This window comes from Carboxylicivirga linearis, assembly GCF_018271995.1.
Lineage (GTDB): Bacteria > Bacteroidota > Bacteroidia > Bacteroidales > Marinilabiliaceae > Carboxylicivirga > Carboxylicivirga linearis.
On record NZ_JAGUCO010000013.1, the window covers coordinates 54,112 to 75,287 of the forward strand.

At 35.0% G+C, this 21,176-nt stretch carries 8 protein-coding genes; 7 read left to right on the forward strand and 1 reads right to left on the reverse strand.

Going from position 1 to position 21,176, the window contains the following annotated elements; translation table 11 throughout:
• Positions 1–4: 4 nt before the first annotated feature.
• Positions 5–2,317 (forward strand): GH92 family glycosyl hydrolase, encoded by a 2,313-nt coding sequence (locus KEM10_RS15240; RefSeq protein WP_244825911.1) that lies wholly within the window; start codon positions 5–7, stop codon positions 2,315–2,317.
• A 253-nt stretch (positions 2,318–2,570) separates the two neighbouring features.
• Here the strand turns inward: KEM10_RS15240 and KEM10_RS15245 are convergent, their stop codons facing one another.
• A complete protein-coding gene (locus KEM10_RS15245; RefSeq protein ID WP_212216892.1) occupies positions 2,571–2,843 on the reverse strand; it encodes an HU family DNA-binding protein in 273 nt (90 codons plus the stop codon).
• Between the two features lie 1,426 nt (positions 2,844–4,269).
• On the opposite strand from KEM10_RS15245, the gene KEM10_RS15250 reads away from it, so the two are divergent.
• From KEM10_RS15250 to KEM10_RS15275, 6 genes are all read left to right on the forward strand, one after another.
• On the forward strand, positions 4,270–6,186 hold the full coding sequence (locus tag KEM10_RS15250) for an alpha/beta hydrolase-fold protein (protein ID WP_212216893.1): 1,917 nt from the start codon (positions 4,270–4,272) through the stop codon (positions 6,184–6,186).
• An 8-nt stretch (positions 6,187–6,194) separates the two neighbouring features.
• Entirely contained in the window at positions 6,195–8,519 is a 2,325-nt protein-coding gene (locus KEM10_RS15255; RefSeq protein ID WP_212216894.1) for a beta-xylosidase family glycoside hydrolase, read from the forward strand.
• Between the two features lie 45 nt (positions 8,520–8,564).
• On the forward strand, positions 8,565–10,514 hold the full coding sequence (locus KEM10_RS15260; RefSeq protein ID WP_212216895.1) for a glycoside hydrolase family 97 protein: 1,950 nt from the start codon (positions 8,565–8,567) through the stop codon (positions 10,512–10,514).
• A gap of 522 nt (positions 10,515–11,036) precedes the next feature.
• A complete protein-coding gene (locus KEM10_RS15265) occupies positions 11,037–14,603 on the forward strand; it encodes a family 43 glycosylhydrolase (protein WP_212216896.1) in 3,567 nt (1,188 codons plus the stop codon).
• A gap of 289 nt (positions 14,604–14,892) precedes the next feature.
• Positions 14,893–18,819 (forward strand): hybrid sensor histidine kinase/response regulator transcription factor, encoded by a 3,927-nt coding sequence (locus KEM10_RS15270; protein WP_212216897.1) that lies wholly within the window; start codon positions 14,893–14,895, stop codon positions 18,817–18,819.
• A 348-nt stretch (positions 18,820–19,167) separates the two neighbouring features.
• On the forward strand, positions 19,168–20,904 hold the full coding sequence (locus tag KEM10_RS15275; RefSeq protein WP_212216898.1) for a glycoside hydrolase family 43 protein: 1,737 nt from the start codon (positions 19,168–19,170) through the stop codon (positions 20,902–20,904).
• The last annotated feature ends 272 nt before the right edge of the window (positions 20,905–21,176 follow it).

Here is a 21,176-nt window from a genome sequence, read left to right on the forward strand (position 1 = left end):
TTGAATGATGATCATATCAGATAGAAAAATATTGATTTATAGCCTATTCGCATTGTTAGTCTTTGTTTCATCATGTAAAGAGGTGAAAGAAACTAAATTATTCTATACCAAAATGGTTGTTCCAACTGTAGATACCGAAAACTCACGATGGTTTTTCTTTACTTCTGCATCAAGGCCATTTGGAATGGTAAATTTAAGTCCTGATACCGAAACAAAAGGAGCCTGGGGAAGTGGTTATCGGTATCAGGTTGATACTATAAAAGGTTTTAGTCATATACATGCCTGGCAACTGGCAGGCCCAAGTGTTATGCCAGTAACAAGAGATGCTGATTGCAGTGATTATTACTCTCCTTTCAGTCACGATAAAGAAGAAATTACTCCGGGGTATCACAGGGTATACCTCGAGAGATTTGGCATTACTGCAGAACTAACATCTACCAAACGTGTTGGTTTTCATCGTTATCAATTTAAAGCAGACGAAAATCCGGTTGTGCTTTTTAATCTCAATGGAGAGTTAGGCCCAAGCTTAATGAAAAATGGCTCTGTTGTTCTAAAGGATGGAATGCATCGAATGATAGGTGAGGTTACCAATGAAGCTACATTTCGGCGTCCTAAGGATTGTAAAGTATTTTTTATTGTCGATTTTAGTGCTCCTGTTGATAATATTGAAAAAGATACAATTACAGGAAACTACCGTGTGTCGTTTCAAAGAATAAATGAACCACTTTTAATGAAGGTGGCTATTTCATATACTTCCAATGAAAATGCTGCTAAAAATATGGAAGAAGAGCTTCCCGGATGGGATTTTGATAAGGTAGTTAAGGATTCGCAAGAGGAATGGAATAATATGCTTTCCAGAATAAAAGTGGAAGGTGGAACAAGCGATCAACAAAAAAGATTTTATACCGATTTATGGCATGCATTGCAAGGCAGAAGAATCATCAGTGACGTAAATGGCGATTATCCCGATAATACAGGTGAACTATTCAGAATAGGTCACTTGCCTGTAGACGAGAATGGCAAGCCATTATTTAATCATTACAATTCCGATTCATTTTGGGGTGCTCAATGGACTATTAATACACTTTGGGGGTTGGTTTATCCCGAAATTGCTGATGAGTTTGTACAATCGTTAATGCAATATTACAAAGATGGAGGTTTGGTGCCTCGCGGTCCATCTGGTGGCAATTATACCTATGTAATGACAGGCGCATCATCCACTCCGTTTATTGTAAGTGCTATTCAAAAAGGTATTGTTAAGGATAATATCAAGCCAATATATGAGGCTCTGAAAAAGAATCATTTGCCTGGAGGAATTATGTCGAAGTCAGGTTATGAGCATAATACAAATATTGGAGGAGGATTAAATAACTATATAAAGGAGAACTATATACCTTATCCTCTTGCAGAGGTTGAATATGGTGCTCATCAGGATGGTGTGAGTCAAACATTAGAAAATGCATATCAGGATTGGACATTGGCTCAGTTAGCACATAAGCTACGATATGTCGACGATGAAAGGTATTTTACTCAAAGAAGCTTCAACTATCAGAATGTGTTTGATAGTATTAGTGGTTGGATGCGTCCCAGAAATAAATGTGGCCAATGGAAGGCAGATTTCGATCCTTATCAGATAGATAATGGATTTATTGAAGCCAATGGAGCTCAGGCAACCTGGTTTGTGCCTCACAATATTGAAGATTTAGCGACTTTGATGGGAGGAAAGAAAAAAGCAGCAGATAAACTACATCATTCTTTTATTGAGGCTGAACAATTAGGGTTTACTGCAGGAACTTCTCACGATAGAGAAACCCATCCCGAGTTCAGTCGCATTCCTATCAATTATGGAAATCAGCCTTCGATTCAAACAGCATTTATCTTTAATTATCTCGATAAGCCTTGGTTGACACAATATTGGTCGCGTAAAGTGGTTGAGACTGTTTATGAGGGAATTATTCCAGCCAGGGGCTACAATGGAGATGAGGATCAGGGACTGATGGGATCTTTAGCCGTTTTAATGAAGATGGGTTTGTTCTCAATGAAAGGAGGATGTTCTCTGGAACCACAATTAGAAATTGGTTCTCCAATATTTGATAAAATTACCATTGAGCTTAATTCCAAATATTATACAGGCAATAAATTAATTATCAAAACAGAAGATAATTCGGATCAAAACGTTTTTGTGCAATCTGCAGAATGGAATGGGAAAGAATTAAAGAATTGGTCATTACCGCAGAATGATTTGGTAAAAGGAGGTACTTTGATTTTAAATATGGGATCAGAACCCAATAAACAGTGGACTTCTGAATTAAAATAATGCAAGTATACAGTTTATGAACGGCAATCAGATTCTTATAGTTTGTTTAATGTTGATCATAGCTTGTACTTTTCAAAAGAAAGAAACTACATCTGATAAAAATGATATTGACAGCAATCCAATAACTAATGGTTTTTGTCAGTTCGTACATTATTTAAGAAGCAGAAACCTTTTATGTCTATTAAAATGGTTTGGATAAATGCCATCGGGTAAAACTAAAAAAAAAGGAGGTGTGAACCTCCTTAAATATATTCTAATTAATTGCTTCGTCCAGAGCCTTACCTGGTTTGAACTTTGCTACTTTCTTTGCTGCAATTTGGATTTCTTTTCCTGTTTGTGGATTTCTTCCGGTTCTGGCTGATCGTTCACTGATGGAAAATGTTCCAAAGCCTATTAATTGAATGCTTTCTCCTTTTGCTAAAGCACTTTTAATGGCTTCTGTTGTTGCATTAAGAGCTTTTTCTGAATCAACTTTTGATAATCCACTTTCCGATGCAATTGCACTTACAAATTCTGCTTTATTCATTCTTTTTAAATTTAGATTGAGTATTATTTATCAATGCAATTTAGTTAATTAATTTCTCATCTGTATTTTTCTAGGTATTAAAATATATTAAATTGGTTTTTAAATCTCAGGTTAGATTAGCTTACATATGTTATTAGTGGATAATATTGTATTATAAGTACTCTCCTTTCTAAGCAAGTTAGTTGATGATTAGTAATCTATGAAACTTGCTTTTATATGTTCTTTAATGATGATATTAGGTTGATTGGTGGTTTAGAATTGGTAAATGTATATTGACTAAGGTGTCAGTACAAGGCGACTGAGCCATGCTTTATTCCTATTATTACAGGTTGTGTTTTATTTTAAGTATACCCTACAGCTTTTTCTTGTTGTTCACTAAATTTTCATTACGGACTATTAACTTTTTATTCTGTACGAGTAATTTATTGTTTGTCACCAACAATTTTTAATAAATCACTGTTACTTAGTTAAAAGTTCATGGGGCGTAGTCATAATTTTATGGGGTAAAATAAAAAGTTGATGGTCCTGAAAAAAAATACAAGGTACTTAATGAAAAGAATTTGGTAACAATTAAAGGCAACAGTCCGGTTGTAATAAAATCATAACCATCTGGAGTAGCAAATGCATTGGGTTCAAGTTTAGGAATTAAATGAAATTGATATTCAAAAGAATTTATTGAAGTTAACTGAAAATAAAGAAAGCGCTTAAAACGAATGTTTTAAGCGCTTTTGGTTCTAGATGAATCCAGTTTGGTACCCGAGGCGGGACTTTATTGAAGTCCACAACGCTTATAATTTCAGTGAGTTGTATTATCTCGTAAAATGTGTTCATCACTTGTTCACTCTTGAACCAAATGACTACAATCAAAGTTAAAATGATTTTAATTAGAAAACAATAGAATCTTAAATTTATAAGGAGTTCTTCCTTGGAAAAACTAAGTAACAAGGAAGCCTAAGGTGTTGCATGTGTGTTTTATAAAGGGATTTGTGTTTTTGTGTTAGTAATTGCAAGTTGTAGAGAATAAAATAATAGAAATCAGTTTGACTTTACACATGATAAATCGACTAATAAAATTATATTAAGGCTGAATGTACTATTCTGCTTAAAAGATTTGATGAAGCTGCTATAGTATTACAATCGATATAACTATTCTTATTAATTAGAGCTATTTATTAATTTATAGAATGTAAATTAGAGAATCCATATTACTAGGTCTGCTTTAAATTATTAAGAAAGTTGTTATGAGATATGTTAACTTTAGATATTGTTTGATGGATAAATGTGCCATAATACCAATGTGTTAACTTTATTTTGAATGAGATATTGTATTTAGAAAATATCCCAATTTACAACTACAATATTCAAAATATTAACTCAAATTTGGCTTGAATTAGTTAATTGCAATTTTAACTAAGATTCATCATCTATGAAATTATTCTTTCTTGGTACATTTTATTTTATCGTCATCGGTTTGTATGCGCAAGTTGATTTTTATCCAGCACCACTTGACTTTGATACCTTCAATTCTAATATTAATCACGGTAAAATTGATACAATCACTTATCATTCTAAAACGGTAGGTTCGAATCGGAGGGCATTAATTTATACACCTCCTTATTATTCAAAGGATAAGAAGTACCCTGTGCTTTATCTATTACATGGTATTGGTGGAGACGAAAAAGAATGGTTTGCACATGGACAACCACACACTATACTTGATAATTTGTATGCTCAAAACAAAGTAGAACCGATGATAGTTGTTTTGCCCAATGGACGTGCAATGAGTGATGACAGGGCTATTGGTAATATTTTTGATAGTATCAAAGTGGCAGCTTTCTCTACCTTTGAGAAAGATCTGTTAAATGATCTTATTCCATATATTGAACACAACTATCCTGTTCTCACAGATCGTGAGCACAGGGCTATAGCAGGCCTTTCAATGGGTGGCGGACAGTCGCTAAACATTGGATTGGGTAACCTTGATCAGTTTGCCTGGGTTGGCGGTTTTTCATCAGCTCCTAATACCAAAGCACCTGAGATATTGGTACCCAATCCTGAAGAGACAAAAAAGCGACTGAAATTGTTATGGATCTCTTGTGGTGATAAAGACAATCTTATTGCTTTCAGTAAACGAACTCATGATTATCTTCAAAGCAGGCATGTTCCTCATGTTTATGAAGTTTTACCGGATGGTTATCATGATTTTAAAGTCTGGAAAGATAATTTTTATCATTTTTCGCAATTGTTGTTTAAGACTAATAGCCATTTAGTTAGTGAAGCCAGTTTAATAGAGGAGGTCAGAGCCGAAACAAATATTCGTTCATCTCAATATCCCAAAATACTGTCTAATAGTCGTGCCATTTTCAAATTAAAAGCTCCGAATGCAAAAAAAATACAACTTGATTTAGGCAAAAAGTATGATATGCTTAAAGATGAGAATGGTATTTGGAGTATTACTACTGATTCGTTGGGCGAAGGATTTCATTATTATTCACTTATTGTTGATGGTGTTGCAGTAGCAGATCCGGCTAGTGAAACTTTCTATGGAATGGGGCGCATGGCCAGCGGAATTGAAGTTCCGTTTAAGGGTGATGGTTATTACCAGGTAAAAGATGTTCTTCATGGTGAAATCAGAGTAAAAAGGTATTTCTCGCATATCACTAAATCATGGCGAAACTTTTATATGTATACTCCTCCCGGATATGACCAAAATGCTGGTAAGAAGTATCCTGTATTATACCTGCTTCATGGAGGTGGTGAGGACCAACGAGGATGGGCTATGCAGGGTAAAGTGGATCTGATATTGGATAATCTTATTGCCGAAGGTAAAGCAACACCAATGATGGTGGTAATGATTGATGGGAATATGCCCTTATCGGGGTTGGGAGAAGGTACTCTTCAATTATTTGAAGCTGAATTGAAAGAAGTAGTTATTCCTTTTGTTGAAAACACTTACAGGGTGCTTACCAGTCCTCAGTCACGTGCTTTGGCAGGATTATCGATGGGAGGTTTACAAACACTTTATGCCGGTCTGCATAATACAGATCTGTTCAACTATCTTGGTGTCTTCAGTTCAGGTTGGATTCATCCAATGCAAGATGATATAGCTGGAAAAGAATATGGTTTTATGAAACAAAACGCTGATTTGCTTAATAAGAATCTGAAAATGTTTTGGTTGTCGATGGGAGGGAAAGAAGATATTGCCTGGAAGAACTGCCAGCGAATGTTAGAAAAGTTTGATGAAATGAAAATTAAATATTCTTATGATGAATATCCGGGTGGCCATACATGGCCTGTATGGCGGAATAATTTGTACCATTTTTCACAATATCTATTTAAATAATGATTAAGATGAAAGTAAGAATCTGTTACCTGTTAGTAATATTTGGCCTACTAATATTTGAAAACAATATAGCTCAAAATCCAATCATTCACTCAGATGTGCCTGATATGTCTATGATCAGAAGAGGGGACACCTATTACATGAGCAGTACTACAATGCATATGAGTCCGGGAGTGCCCATTATGAAATCGAAAGATCTGGTTAATTGGGAAATCATCAATTATTGTTATGATGGACTGGATGATGTTGACGCGTTAAATTTAGCGAATGGAAAGAGTGCTTATGGAAAAGGATCATGGGCGAGTTGTATTCGGTTTTATAAAGGAAAATATTATGTGTCAACTTTTTCGGGCACAACAGGTAAAACATATATTTATTCAACAAAAGATATCGAAAAAGGCCCATGGAAAAAAAAGGCATTTCAACCAATGTTGCATGATCATTCCTTGTTTTTTGATGATGATGGAAAAGCATATATGATTTATGGAGGAGGTAAAATTAAACTAGTTGAGTTAACCAACGAACTTGATGGAATTAAACCGGAAACAGAACAGGTAATTATTGAAAATGCAGGTGCTCCCGCCGGAAAAGATTTGATGTTACCTGCTGAAGGTTCGCAACTATTTAAAATAAATGGAAAATATTACCTTTTTAATATAACCTGGCCGCGGCAAGGTATGCGCACAGTAATTATTCATAGGGCAGATAATATAACCGGTCCTTATGAAGGACGTGTTGCATTGCAGGATAAAGGAGTAGCTCAGGGAGGTTTGATTGATACAAAGGATGGAAAGTGGTTTTCATATTTGTTTCGCGATTATGGTTCGGTTGGTCGTATTCCATATATGGTGCCGGTTGAATGGAAAGATGGATGGCCGGTACTGGGAGTTGATGGCAAAGTACCCGATCAGCTTGATTTACCAATGGCTAAAGGTTTGATACCGGGAATAGTAAATTCTGATGATTTTGACAGAGAAAAGAAAGATCCTGATTTACCTTTGGTTTGGCAGTGGAATCATAACCCTGACAATTCATTATGGTCAGTCAGGGAGCGCAATGGTTATCTTCGTTTAAAAACCGGAATGGTGGTGAATGACTTTGAGTTGGCTAAAAATACCCTTACTCAACGTACAATTGGACCCATATGCTCCGGATCAACATTGATTGAAATCGCAAATATGAAAGAGGGTGATTTTGCCGGTTTAGCCTTATTACAGCAAAAATATGGTTTGGTGGGTGTGAAGTATGACAATGGAGAGAAAAGGATTGTGATGGTTAGTGCTCAGAATGATAAGCCCGTTGAGATGGAAAAGATTCCTTTGAATCAACAAAAGGTGTATTTAAAGGCAGAGTGTGATTTCAGGAATAGAAAAGATAGAGCGTATTTTTACTATAGCTTGGATGGTGAGAAATGGAACGCAATCGGATCAGAACTAAAAATGCAATATACCTTATCGCATTTTATGGGATACAGGTTTGGACTGTTTAACTATGCAAGTCAATCGTCTGGAGGTTTTGTTGATTTTGATTATTTTCATGTCTCAGACACCATCTCGGCGGCTAAGAAAATGTATGTTTTTCTTAGCTTTGGACAATCAAATATGGAAGGAAATGCACGTTTTGAGCCGCAGGATACGGTAGGTGTAGATGAGCGGTTTAAGGTGATGGCTGCTGTGGATTGTCCCGATTTGAACAGGGTGAAGGGCTTGTGGTACAAAGCCGTTCCTCCTTTATGTAGATGTTATACCGGGTTAACACCGGTTGATTATTTTGGAAGAAAAATGTTGGAATATGTGCCCGATAATGTTGAAATCGGTGTTGTCAATGTCTCCGTTGGAGGTTGTAAAATAGAATTGTTCGATAAGGACAATTATCAGTCCTACGTTGAATCATCTCCTGATTGGTTGAAAAATATGGTAAAGGAATACGATGGCAATCCATACAAACGGTTGGTTGAAATGGCCAAACTTGGAAAAAAGGATGGTGTTATCAAAGGAATTTTGCTGCATCAGGGCGAATCCAATACAGGTGATACTCTTTGGACAAAGAAGGTAAAGGTGGTTTATGATCAGCTGATGGCAGATTTAGATCTGAATCCTGCTGATGTGCCACTAATTGCCGGAGAAGTTGTATCAGCTGAAGAAGGAGGTAAATGTGCCAGTATGAACCCAATAATTGCAACGCTTCCTGAAGTGATTGCTAATGCTCATGTGGTATCGTCAGCAGGCTGTCCCGCAGTTGCTGATCAGCTGCATTTTTCTGCTGAGGGGTATAGAATTTTAGGTAAGCGTTATGCTGATGTTATGATTTCTCTTATGAAGAAATCTGAATAATATTAAAATTGAATGAATTTCTGTTTAGATAGTAAATACTAATAAATGATGAAGAATATTTTGGTACTATGTTGGGTGTTTTTTTCAATAGTAAACCTTTCTGCAAAAGAACAAATTGTTAAAGGACCTGATGGTAAACTGATTGTTTCCGTTGAAATGAAAGAAGGTCAGCCTTATTATAGTGTCAGCTATAATCACAACGTATATCTCAAAGCATCTCCACTCGGACTTAAAACCACCTGGGGAGATTACACAAGCGGATTAGTAATGATGGACGAAGTGATTACCAACGAGCTTAGTGAGAGTTATGAGCTGCCTAATATAAAATTCAGTAAAGTGGATTATAAAGCCAATGAGGCTGTTGTGTCTTTTACCCGTGATGGTAAGTTGGTGTATGATGTTATTTTTAGAGTGAGTAATAATGATGTTGCATTTAAATATAAACTGTATCCGTCAGGTGATCACTTAAGTTGCATTGTCGAGAATGAAGTTACTGGTTTTGTTTTACCGGAAGGAACCACTACCTTTTTATGTCCACAGAGTAAGGCAATGACTGGTTATGCCCGAACTGCACCCAGCTACGAAACATCTTATAATACAGATGAATCAATGGGGCAAAATGGCTTTGGAAACGGATACTCATTCCCATGCTTGTTTAAAGTGAATGATGGTTGGGTTTTAATATCCGAAACAGGTGTAGATAGCAGGTATTGTGCCAGTCGATTGATTGGACATAAAGAAGGGTTATACACGATAGGATTTCCGCAGCCTGAAGAGAACAATGGAAACGGTACCGCTTCTCCTGGAGTTTCTTTACCCGGAGAAACCCCGTGGCGAACGATTACCGTTGGTGGGTCATTGAAACCCATTGTTGAAACAACCGTGCCATTTGACGTTGTTAAACCCAAATATGAAGCATCTGGAAAATATAAATTTACCAAAGGATCGTGGAGTTGGATCATGAAGATGGATAGTCATACCACCTTTCAGGTTCAGAAAGAATACATTGATTTTAGTGCAGCAATGGGCTATGAAACTATTCTGGTTGACGCTTTGTGGGACACACAGATAGGGAAAGATAAAATAGCAGAACTGGCTGCCTATGGGAAATCAAAAAATGTGGGTTTGTATCTTTGGTACAATTCTAATGGATATTGGAATGATGCGCCTCAGGGACCACGAGGATATATGCACCTATCTTACTTCAGGCGTAAAGAAATGGAGTGGATGCAAGGTGTTGGTATAAAGGGAATAAAGGTTGATTTTTTTGGGGGAGATAAGCAGATAACAATGCAGTTGTATGAAGAAATTCTGGCTGATGCGAATGATTATGGTTTACAGGTTATTTTTCATGGATGCACCCTCCCAAGAGGATGGGAGAGAATGTATCCTAATTTTGCCTCCAGCGAAGCCGTTTTAGCTAGTGAGAATCTTCATTTTTCGCAAGGAAGTTGCGATGCCGAAGCGTTTAATGCCTGTTTACATCCTTTTATCCGAAATGCAGTTGGTAGCATGGATTTTGGCGGTAGTGCACTGAATCAGTTCTATAATGCGAATAATTCTCCAAACAAAGGTTCAAAGAGAATCACCTCAGACGTATTTGCATTGGCAACGGCTGTGTTGTTTCAAAGCGGAGTGCAGCATTTTGCTTTGGCACCTAATAATCTTCATGATGCACCCCAATGGGCTATTGATTTTATGAAAGAAGTGCCCTCAACATGGGATGAGATACGTTTTATTGATGGATACCCGGGTAAGTACGTTTTAATTGCACGTAGGAGTGGGTCAAAATGGTATATTGCTGGCGTTAATGCTCATTCTGAAACGATTAAAACAAAGTTAGACTTGTCGATGTTGCAAAAAAATGCAAAAGGCATCATGTATTTTGATGATCAGAACCTGAATGGAACCTTCACAGAATTTAAACTAAATAGTAAGAAACAAGTGAGTATTAGTATTCCTTGCAATGGAGGAATTTTAATAGTGAGCGAATAAAGCTGTGTCATTTAAAGGAAGAGCTGATTATTTTTGAATGGCTGAAAAGTTCATTGTTGAAGATGGTCTTATTAGCCACCTCGAAAATTCTGAATGTGAATTTTATTGGCCTCAATCAAATGCTAAAAACAAGCAAGCTATAGAATTTTGGCTTTTGATATTCATCACTACAGTTGAAAACTATATGCATTTTTTGCTTATAGTAGGTAGAATAGTTTGAACAAGATTAGCACGGTAGAGTGATTAGGATGATGAATCTTAAAAGTAATATTACTTTAGTTACAATTCATTTTCTATTTGTTACTTCTTTTGCTTTTAGTTAGTAAATATTTATTTTTTGAAGTCAAATATCTATTATTAAAAACTTGAATCAATATTTATAACTTATCTTGTCGCTTGCGTTTAATTGTCGATGTTATCGCTGGTTTTGATTAATGGCATAACCACATTTTTTATCATTTCAGGAACAAGTTTTCGATATCCTGATAAGCTTTAGAAATTCGATTGAAAACAATCTATAATATGAAAAAATCTACTTTTATACTTTTAGTATTCTTACAATTTTTTACAATTAATCAAAATATTCTTGCTTGGGATGGAATGCCAACGCCTCGTCTTCATGTTGAGGGGCGTTACCTCAAAGATCCTCATGGTAATATTGTTAATTTACATGGTTTTGCCCAAACTTATAGCCCATGGTTTAACGAACGAGGTAAATACTGGAACAACTACGATGTAGATGGGTGTCTTACATATAATAAACGAATTATTGACGGGGTTTTGGATGCTGGATGGAAAGTTAATTTCTTACGTTTGCATATGGATCCATATTGGAGTAATCAATCTGGTTGCACACCTGACGGGCATGAGCTTCCAAATTGTTTTGATGAAGCTCGTTTTAGAAAGTATCTCGACGAAGTTTTCATCCCTATGGCTGAATATGCCATTTCCAAAGGATTATATGTCATCATGCGACCTCCGGGTGTGTGTCCTGAAGTGATTGGTATTGAGGATGATTATAATTATGCAGAGTATTTAATGACGGTTTGGGATATTGTTTCGAGTCATCCTAAAATTAAAAAGCTTGATGAAATTATGTTTGAGCTGGCAAATGAACCCGTGAAAATAAAACTGGCGGACGGATCAATAGGCAATAACACACAGGCTCATTTCGATGTACTTAAAGAAATATTTCAGCCTATTGTGAATAAAATTCGAGAGAATGGATTTCACAATGTATTATGGATTCCCGGATCTGCATATCAGGCACAATATAAGGGTTATGCCATTAATCCTATTGAAGGCAAAAATATTGGTTATGCTGTGCATATTTATCCAGGATGGTTTGGTAGTGCCAACGGATACCAAGAGTTTCAAAGCGAATGGGATAAGAACGTTAAACCAGTAACCGATTTTGCACCAATTGTTATTACAGAAATGGATTGGGCAGATGAAAAGTATAATTCATCTTGGGGAAAAGGATATACGGGTACTGCTGGTGGTGATGGATTTGGAGCTAATTTTAAAAAGATTACCGATGAGTCTGGTAATGTTAGTTGGCTGTTGTTTACAGATGCCAATTTACTGGCTGATTTTGATGGAGTGCCTCCGGCAGAAGGCGAAGATTATACGTTTCTTAATGATCCGGAAGCTTGTCCATGGCCAGTTTATCATTGGTATCAGGATTATGCAGAAAAGGAATATCCAAGGCCAGATTTTGAATATAAATCATCTGCGGATAACGGTGATGGAACTTATACCAATCCATTGATTTTTGCTGACTTTCCCGATCCGGATGTAATTCGGGTGGATGATGTTTATTATATGGTATCTACAACCATGCATGTATTTCCTGGAGCTACCATATTAAAATCTTACGACCTTGTAAATTGGGAATATTGCAGTAATCCTTTGAATAAAATAGAATCTACTGATTGCTATAACCTTGATGGATGCGATAATTATGGTCATGGTCAGTGGGCATCAAGTCTAAAATATAATAATGGTCAGTTTTATTTACTATTTACAACATTGGATGAGGGTAGTTATCTGCTTACGGCTGAGTCTGCAGAAGGGCCTTGGACAAAGAGAAAGCTATCAGGATCTTATTATGATCCTGGACTATTTTTTGATGAAAATGGCAAAGTTTATGTGGTATATGGAATAAATACGCTGAATATAGCAGAGCTGGACGAAAATTTTGAGACCATTGCTGGGACTGCTAAAGAAGTATTCACTTATAAGATAAAAGAGGGGCTGGAGGGCAGCCATTTATACAAAATTAACGGCAAATACTATATTTATGCTACATATGGTGGATGGCCGGCTTATCAAGTAGCTTTGCGATCAGATGATATTTATGGACCGTACGAAGAGAAACTGCTTTTGGATGATAATAATATCCATCAAGGAGCTTTAATTGAAACACAAACGGGTGAGTGGTGGACAATCTTGTTTTATGACAGGGGTGCATTCGGAAGAATGCCTAACCTTCAACCTGTGACTTGGGTTGATGGTTGGCCTGAAATTGGTATAGAAGGAAAAGGCGTTACTACATATACGAAACCCAATGTGGGGAGTGAGTATCCTGAGACCATTTTACCTACCAATGATAATTTTAGAAATTATAAATTAGGAATGCAATGGGGATGGAATCATAACCCTGATGACTCAAAATGGTCTTTAACTGAAAATCCTGATTATTTACGATTGAAAACCGTTAGTGTGGTGGATGATTTGACTTCCGCCAAAAATTCTCTTACACAACGTATTTTTGGTTATCATCACGCTCCAATTCCATCGTATGGAACCATTAAAGTGAATATTGATAATATGCAGGAAGGTGATGTGGCCGGTTTAGCTATTTTTCAGGATCCATATGCTTATATCGGAGTCAAAGTTGACAACGGTCAAAAAGTATTGGTGCAATTTAATAATGGGACAGAAACCATCGGAGATGCCGTAAATGTAAGTGATATTTATTTAAGAGCAATTGCCAACTATTCAACAAGTAAAGCAAGTTTCTATTATAGCACTGATAACGAAACCTATACTCAGTTTGGTAGTGATTTGGATATGCAATACAATATGTCAATTTTCACAGGTAATAAATTTTGTTTGTTCAATTATGCAACAGAAGCTATCGGCGGATATGTGGATATTGATTGGTTTACAACCGAAGAATTGTTTACCGAAGATGCCTTTTTTGATGATTCTTTTGTAGGTTATTCAGAAGATGAGTTAACCCTGTCGGACCTACTCGTTGATAATGGCGATATTGATCTGCTAACCGGAGCTATTTCATCATTTTCGGTAACAGCCTTATATCAGAGTGGTCGAACAGAAGACGTTACATTGTCAGCTATTTATGAAAACTCCAATCCCAATGCTGTAGAAATTGTTAATGGAAAAATAATCGCTTATGCTAATGGAGAAGCGGTTATCACAGTAAGCTACGAAGGAGAATTGGGAGATAGATTGTCAACCCAGTTCACTGTTAGCTCAAGTACTTTTCCTTTAACGGATAGTTTATTTAATCCTTCGATATGGGAGACGGGTACTTTTAATGAAATAACACAAACGTTAATTACCGGTCAATATGGTTTTGGTGGTTGGGAATACAGTGCCGGTGTTGACCTTTCGGATTATAAATATCTGGTGGTTAAACTGGCGAGTTCCGGGGCTTGTGGTGCTTCTTTCCGATTGTTTGATACAAATAACTATTGGAGTTCCCCAGCTACTTACGAATTAGCAGGCAGTACAATGCAAGTTGTAGATCTTGCTAATATGAGTAATTCTGATGGCGTTAAGGTTGATCCTTCTCACCTTTATATTATTGGTTTTTGGTCGTATGGCAGTTGTTCCATCGAAATTGAAAAGGTATATGTAACCAATTCTGATGATTATGTAGAAACGGGGATTGAAGAAAATGTTTTGTTGCAATATGACGAGAATGAGATCGTAGATGTATACTCGATTACAGGAGTATTATTGCGTAAATCAATCCGTAGAAGAGATGCAATTATTGGTTTGCCTTTGGGGGTTTATATTGTTGGAGGTGAAAAGATTATGAAGTGTAGCTGTTATTAAAAGGATTGATAGAACTGTTAGTGGACATAACTAAACGTAACATTCTAAAATAAATAAATCAAGAAAATATTTAAATCTGTTTCAAGAATTGTTATTTGAGAATAAAACTAAATTCATATTGATAATAATAAATTATTGATATTGTTTTTGATCATTAGTAGTTAAAGGTATGAATTGCCTGTTGATGGCAGAAAGTTATTCTAAAGTGATACAAATTTTTATTTTCTTTTAATAAATTAAAGTTGATATTTATTACTTAATAAATGACAATTGAATTAATTCAAATTAAATGATACACCTGTCTATTATTGACGTAATTTTAAATAGGAAAGGACTTATTTCAATAGTTTTCCTTCTTTTGGGTTATGCTTCTTTTGCCAATATTTTATCAAATATTGAGTTTGTTAACTTAAATAAGGAGTATAATATTTCTATTAGGGAAACCTACCAGGTATGCTCTGATGACAATGGTTTTATTTGGATTTCTTCAAAAACGGGAATTTTAAGATATTCTCAAGATGATATTAGGATATATTCTCTACCCTATGAAACTGGCGATGTTATAACTGTATACTTAAGTTACAAAATGGGGCAGTTATATGCCTATAGTAACAATGGTCAAATTTTCAAGTACAATTCTATATTGGATAAATTTGAGGTAGTTGTTAATATCTCTCAAATGCTAAATAATCCATATCTTATTGTGTATAAGATGTTGATTGATCAAGAACAAACATTATGGGTGGCCAGTTCAAGTGGATTATTGTCTTATTCGAAAGCTGCCGGGTTAAAAAAAATAATTTCAGACACGACTATTGAATATATTGAATGGAAGGACGAAACAAATTTTTTTTATTGCCAAAAGGGTGTGGTATATACATTTAGTTTAGATAATAGAAGTCAAAAAGAATATTGTTATTTTCCAATTGAAATAAACCCTTTTGTATCATGTATTTATTATAACAAAGAATCATCTGATTTTTGGATCGGGACATTAGGTAATGGACTATTTCGTTTAAATAAGAAAGACTCTTTAAATGTTCTGAAAAGTATTTCTTCAATTCCAGATCAGCCAATCCTCGCAATTGAAATAATTTCTGACTCAATTGTGATGGTGGGTTTTGATGGAAAGGGGGTTTGGAGTTTGGATAAAAGTGATGAATCGGTTATCGAGATATTCAAAGAAGATTTGGATAATCCCAATTCATTAAAAGGCAATGGTGTTTATGACATTCAAGTAGCTCCAAATAATAATGTATGGGTTTGCACATATAGTGGAGGTGCATCATATTTTAGTATTGAAAAGCCAGATATAAATAAAATAGCACACATTATCAATGAAGAGAATTCATTAGTTAATAACGATGTCAATTCATTAATAGAAGATTCACGAGGAAACTTATGGTTTGCAACAAACAATGGCATAAGCAAGTATAGTCCGAAAAAAAATAAGTGGCAATCATTTTATCATGATAATGAGGAAGAAGGACAAGTGTTTTTGTCAATATGTGAAGATGATTATGGAAGAATCTGGGCAGGATCATATTCTTCAGGAGTATATGTGATTAAAGCCTCAACTGGTAAAGAGGAAAACCATTATTGTAGGCAGATAGATGGTGGTTCGTTTGCGTCCGATTTTGTTTTTGATATTATTAAAGATTTAAATGGTGACATTTGGATTGGAGGTGTACGAGGTGATTTAATTCGTTATGACCAGTCGGAAAATAAATTTAGTTCCTTTAAAGATGTTACTGTTAATGTTCTATATGAGTATTCTGAATCAAAGCTTTTAATAGGGACAACTTATGGGTTAATTATGTTTGACAAAATATCAGGAGAATCTGATGTTTTGGTTGATGGATATATTGTTTATGATATTAATGTAAACAATGATAATGTTTGGTTAGCTACCAGTGGTGATGGTATTGTTACTTATAATCTAAATACGAATGACACTAAACTTATTAATACAGAGAAAGGACTACCTTCAAATTTCGTTAATAGTATTTCGTATGTGAATGGATATTATTGGGCTGGCACAGAACAAGGACTATGCAGAATTAATGAAGAAGATATACAAGTACAAACATTCAACTCAAATTTAAATAATGTATCATTTAATAGAAATGCTAATTATCAAATGAAAAATGGCAATTTGATGTATGGTACCAATAAAGGCGTTATATTATTCAATCCGAAACAAATAGAACCTATAGATCAAAATGGGCGCTTATATATTCAGGAAATTGCTGTTTCTGGTAGATCAATCCGAGAAATTGAGAAATTAAGACCCAATATCCCTTTAGATAGTTTGGAATATCTTCGTTTACCATATGTTAATAACACTATTGGTATAGAACTTTTACCTGTGGGAGGATCATCATCTGGTGTAAAATATTCATGGATACTTGAAGGATTAGATAATGATTGGAGTAAGCCTGGCAATAATAATGTATTTTCATATTCAAATATTCCAAGCGGGTCTTATCGTTTGAAGATTAGAATGTATGATAGGTCTTTAACATATATTGTTAATGAGAGAGAATTGCTACTCAATATTACTCCACCTTATTGGGAAACTTGGTGGTTTAAGCTTTCTGTTATTTCTTTTGTAAGTCTTTTAATCACCATTTTTGTATTCTATTACATAAGTCGCCTACGCAAAAAACATTCAGAAGAAAAAATACGTTTTTTCACAAATACTGCACATGATATGCGTACATCTTTAACCCTCATTAGTGCGCCTATTGAAGAACTAAGAAACGATGAGTCGCTTAGTGCTAAAGGAAAGAACTATTTAAATATGGCGTCTGTACAAGCTAAGAGGTTGACCAATGTGGTTACACGATTAATGGATTTTCAAAAGGTGGATATAGGCAAAGAAAGTTTGAATTTATCCAATGTGGATATAGTGAAATTTGTGGAATCACGAATAATGATGTTTGCAGCATCGGCCAAGCGTAGAAATTTGGAAATTGTTTTTGAATCAGAATTAAAAGAGTTTGATACATTAATTGATGAAATTATTATTGAAAAAATTATTGATAATTTATTGTCAAATGCCATAAAATACTCATATGATGAAAATATAATAAAGGTGCGTTTGTTATTTGGCAATAGTAAATGGAAATTTGAGGTAACAGATAAAGGTATTGGTATAGAAAAGAAAGCTCAAAAGCAATTATTTAAAGAATATTACAGAGGCGATAATGCAATTAACTCAAAAATTGTTGGATCAGGAATTGGCTTGCTTTTAGTGAAGAATTACGTACTCTTACATGGCGGTAAAATTACTTGTGAGAGTTATCCAGAACAAGGTACAACCTTTTCGATAAATATTCCAATTCTAAAAGGGGCAGAAACACAAACTCAGAATTATATCTCTAGCTCTAATGATTCACAGTATAAAATAAATAGCGAAGATACCGACATTCATATAGAAAAGGTGTTGGATGTAAATAGTTCGGGTATGAAGGTAGTTGTTGTAGAGGATAATGATTATTTGAGAGAGTTTCTGGCTTCTGCATTAATGGATACATATCAGGTGTTTTTAGCTGAAGATGGCAATGAAGGGTGGAGTGTGATCAACAAACATTCTCCTGATATGGTGGTATCAGATATTATGATGCCAGGCATGGATGGCTATGATTTGTGTAAAAAAATAAAATCTACCTACGAAACATCGCACATACCGGTTATATTATTAACTGCTTTAGGAGGCAAAGAACAACAACTTCAAGGCTTGGGGTTAGGCGCTGATGATTATCTTATAAAACCTTTTGATGTTAATATATTAAGACAGAGGATAAATACTATTATTCAGAATCGTGAATTAATAAAAGATAGAGCCCTAAAAATAATTAAGCATTCAGATGTAGACGAAACTCTCTTGCGTAATGAGCTTAATGATAAGTTTTTAAAGAAAATGGTTAAAATAGCTCGCGATAATATTAGTAATTCCACATTTTCGAAGGATGATTTTGCCTCGGCAATGAATGTCAGTTCTTCTCTCTTATATAAGAAGGTGAAATCTCTTACCAATCAGTCACCTACGGATTTTATTAAGGTAATTCGGTTGGAGTATGCTCTCGAATTAATTCAATCAAGAAAATACACAATAACAGAAGTTAGTGAAATGTGCGGCTTTGCTAGTGTTGGTTATTTTAGTACGGTCTTCAGAAAACACTATGGAAAATCTCCAACACAGGTAAATTGAAATAGATAATAGAATAATATATTTAAAAGTCGATCAAAAGGTATTTGGGTCGACTTTTTTGTATGTTAAAAAATGTGTTCTATTGGTTACATGTGTTGTGAAAAATAAATAATATTCAACATTTATGTTATGAAAGTACTATGAATATTAAGTTGTGATAGGTGTTTAATTTAAAGATAATGAGTGTGATATGATCGTTGTCTATATTCGAAAATCAAATATCTAATATTAAAACAGCTCAGATAATGGATAGTCTATTTTTGATTTGTGGTTGTAGTCATTTTTAAATTCAATATTGGAAGTGGGTACAATTCAAAATCAAAAACTAACAAATCCATTTTAAGAGTGATGAAAAAAAATCTAAACATATATTTAGTAGCCTTTTTTATAGTTGCTATTATTTTGTCATTAACAAATACTTCATGTACACCACCTTTCAATTCACGAAGTGTTAATTTAGATTCAGATAGTTTAACAGCGCATTTCGATTACTTCAGGTATAAGGGTGATGATGATTTCTATAAAAACAATCTCTTACCAGGAGATAATTACTATTATAATCCTATTCTTCCAGGGTGGTATTCCGATCCAAGTATTTGTACTGATGGTGAGAATTATTTTATGGTAACTTCAACGTTCTCATTCTTTCCGGGAGTTCCCATTTTTCATAGTACTGACTTAATGAATTGGAAACAGATTGGGCATGTTCTTGATCGACCCGAGCAATTACCTTTAGAAGGTCAGCGTACCAGTAGGGGTATATTTGCTCCCGCAATTAGTTATAACCCGCATAATAAAACATGGTACATGATTACAACCAATATGCAGGGCGGTAACTTTTTTGTAAAAACACAAGATCCGTTTAGTTCATGGTCCGATCCTATTTGGTTACCCGATGTTCACGGTATCGATCCTTCTTTTTTGTTTGATGAAGATGGAAAAGCTTACATTGTTAACAACGATGAGCCTGATGGAGGATCTACTTATGAAGGACATAGAGCTATACGTATTGTCGAGTTTGATGTTGAAAAAGATAAGACTGTTGGTCCAAGTACAATGTTAGTGAATGGTGGCGTCAATTTAGATGAGAAACCAATTTGGATTGAAGGACCGCATCTATATAATATAAAAGGTGACTATTATCTGATGTGTGCCGAAGGAGGAACTTCGGTGGATCATCGAGAAGTTATTTTTAGAGGAAAGTCACCTATGGGCCCATTTATACCTGCTGATGTTAATCCTATTTTAACACAACGTCATTTACCACGCAACAGAGAGTTACCTGTTACTTGTGCCGGACATGCTGATTTAATTCAGGATAAAGATGGAAAATGGTGGTCGGTATTCTTGGCTTGTCGTCCTATTGAAAATAATTTTGAAAATCTTGGGCGCGAAACCTTTTTAATGCCTGTTGGCTGGAGCGATAGCGGTTTTCCATACATAACAAAAGGAGATGAGTTGATACCACGAATTGTACAAATGAAAGGTGTCAAACGTGATGAATCAGCTTTCCCATTCGGTAATTTTGAGAAAACGGACGAATTTGATTCACTTAAGCTGGGGATGGATTGGTTAACACTTCGTGGTGATGCCTCTGAATTATATTCACTGCAGACAAATCCTGGTTATTTATCATTAAAAAGCGCTGATGTAGCTTCAAACGAGGTAAAAGAGCTAGCCTATGTTTGTCGTCGACTACAACATCATAAATTCGAGTGTGAAACACGTTTGTATTTCGAGCCAAAATCGGAAGATGAGATGGCAGGTTTGCTTCTTTATAAAGATGAAACACATCAATATTTAATGGGGATTAAACATTTGGCAACTGATTCTATTGAAATTAATTTAATAAAAGTAAAAGAAGAAGGAGCTGAAGTACTTGCTTCACAAACGTTAGCAAAAACCAATGGACCTATTGATTTAAAAATTAACTCTACCGGTAAAGAACTAAGCTTCTATTATGCAACAGATAATAGCTGGTCGACTTTAGCAACTAATATTAATGCCTACTATTTATCTACCGCTCAATCATATGGTTTTACAGGTACTGAAGTAGGCTTATATGCATCACAAAAAGAATATTAGAACTTAAATAAAAGATTCATCCTTTAAACTGGCTGAAGCTTTGTGAAATCTAAAATGTTAAATATTAACTAAAAATGTAAATCTATGATTAAAAGATCTTTGAATGAGAGCCTGCAAAGTAGCGAGCTTCTCTTTCACATTCTCAAAAGAGTTTATGATAATCGGTTCTGTATTTCGAATGGGTACAGTGAATTACATTTCTAATCGAGTAGAATACTCACATGCTATTTAAATTTTGAGAATAAAATGAGAAATCCAAATTATTTATTAAG

Bases quoted from the DNA above. Each gene is read 5' to 3' on its own strand.
- KEM10_RS15240 (WP_244825911.1), top strand. From the start codon at position 5: ATGATGATCATATCAGATAGAAAAATATTGATTTATAGCCTATTCGCA.
- KEM10_RS15245 (WP_212216892.1), bottom strand. From the start codon at position 2,843: ATGAATAAAGCAGAATTTGTAAGTGCAATTGCATCGGAAAGTGGATTA.
- KEM10_RS15250 (WP_212216893.1), top strand. From the start codon at position 4,270: ATGAAATTATTCTTTCTTGGTACATTTTATTTTATCGTCATCGGTTTG.
- KEM10_RS15255 (WP_212216894.1), top strand. From the start codon at position 6,195: ATGAAAGTAAGAATCTGTTACCTGTTAGTAATATTTGGCCTACTAATA.
- KEM10_RS15260 (WP_212216895.1), top strand. From the start codon at position 8,565: ATGATGAAGAATATTTTGGTACTATGTTGGGTGTTTTTTTCAATAGTA.
- KEM10_RS15265 (WP_212216896.1), top strand. From the start codon at position 11,037: ATGAAAAAATCTACTTTTATACTTTTAGTATTCTTACAATTTTTTACA.
- KEM10_RS15270 (WP_212216897.1), top strand. From the start codon at position 14,893: ATGATACACCTGTCTATTATTGACGTAATTTTAAATAGGAAAGGACTT.
- KEM10_RS15275 (WP_212216898.1), top strand. From the start codon at position 19,168: ATGAAAAAAAATCTAAACATATATTTAGTAGCCTTTTTTATAGTTGCT.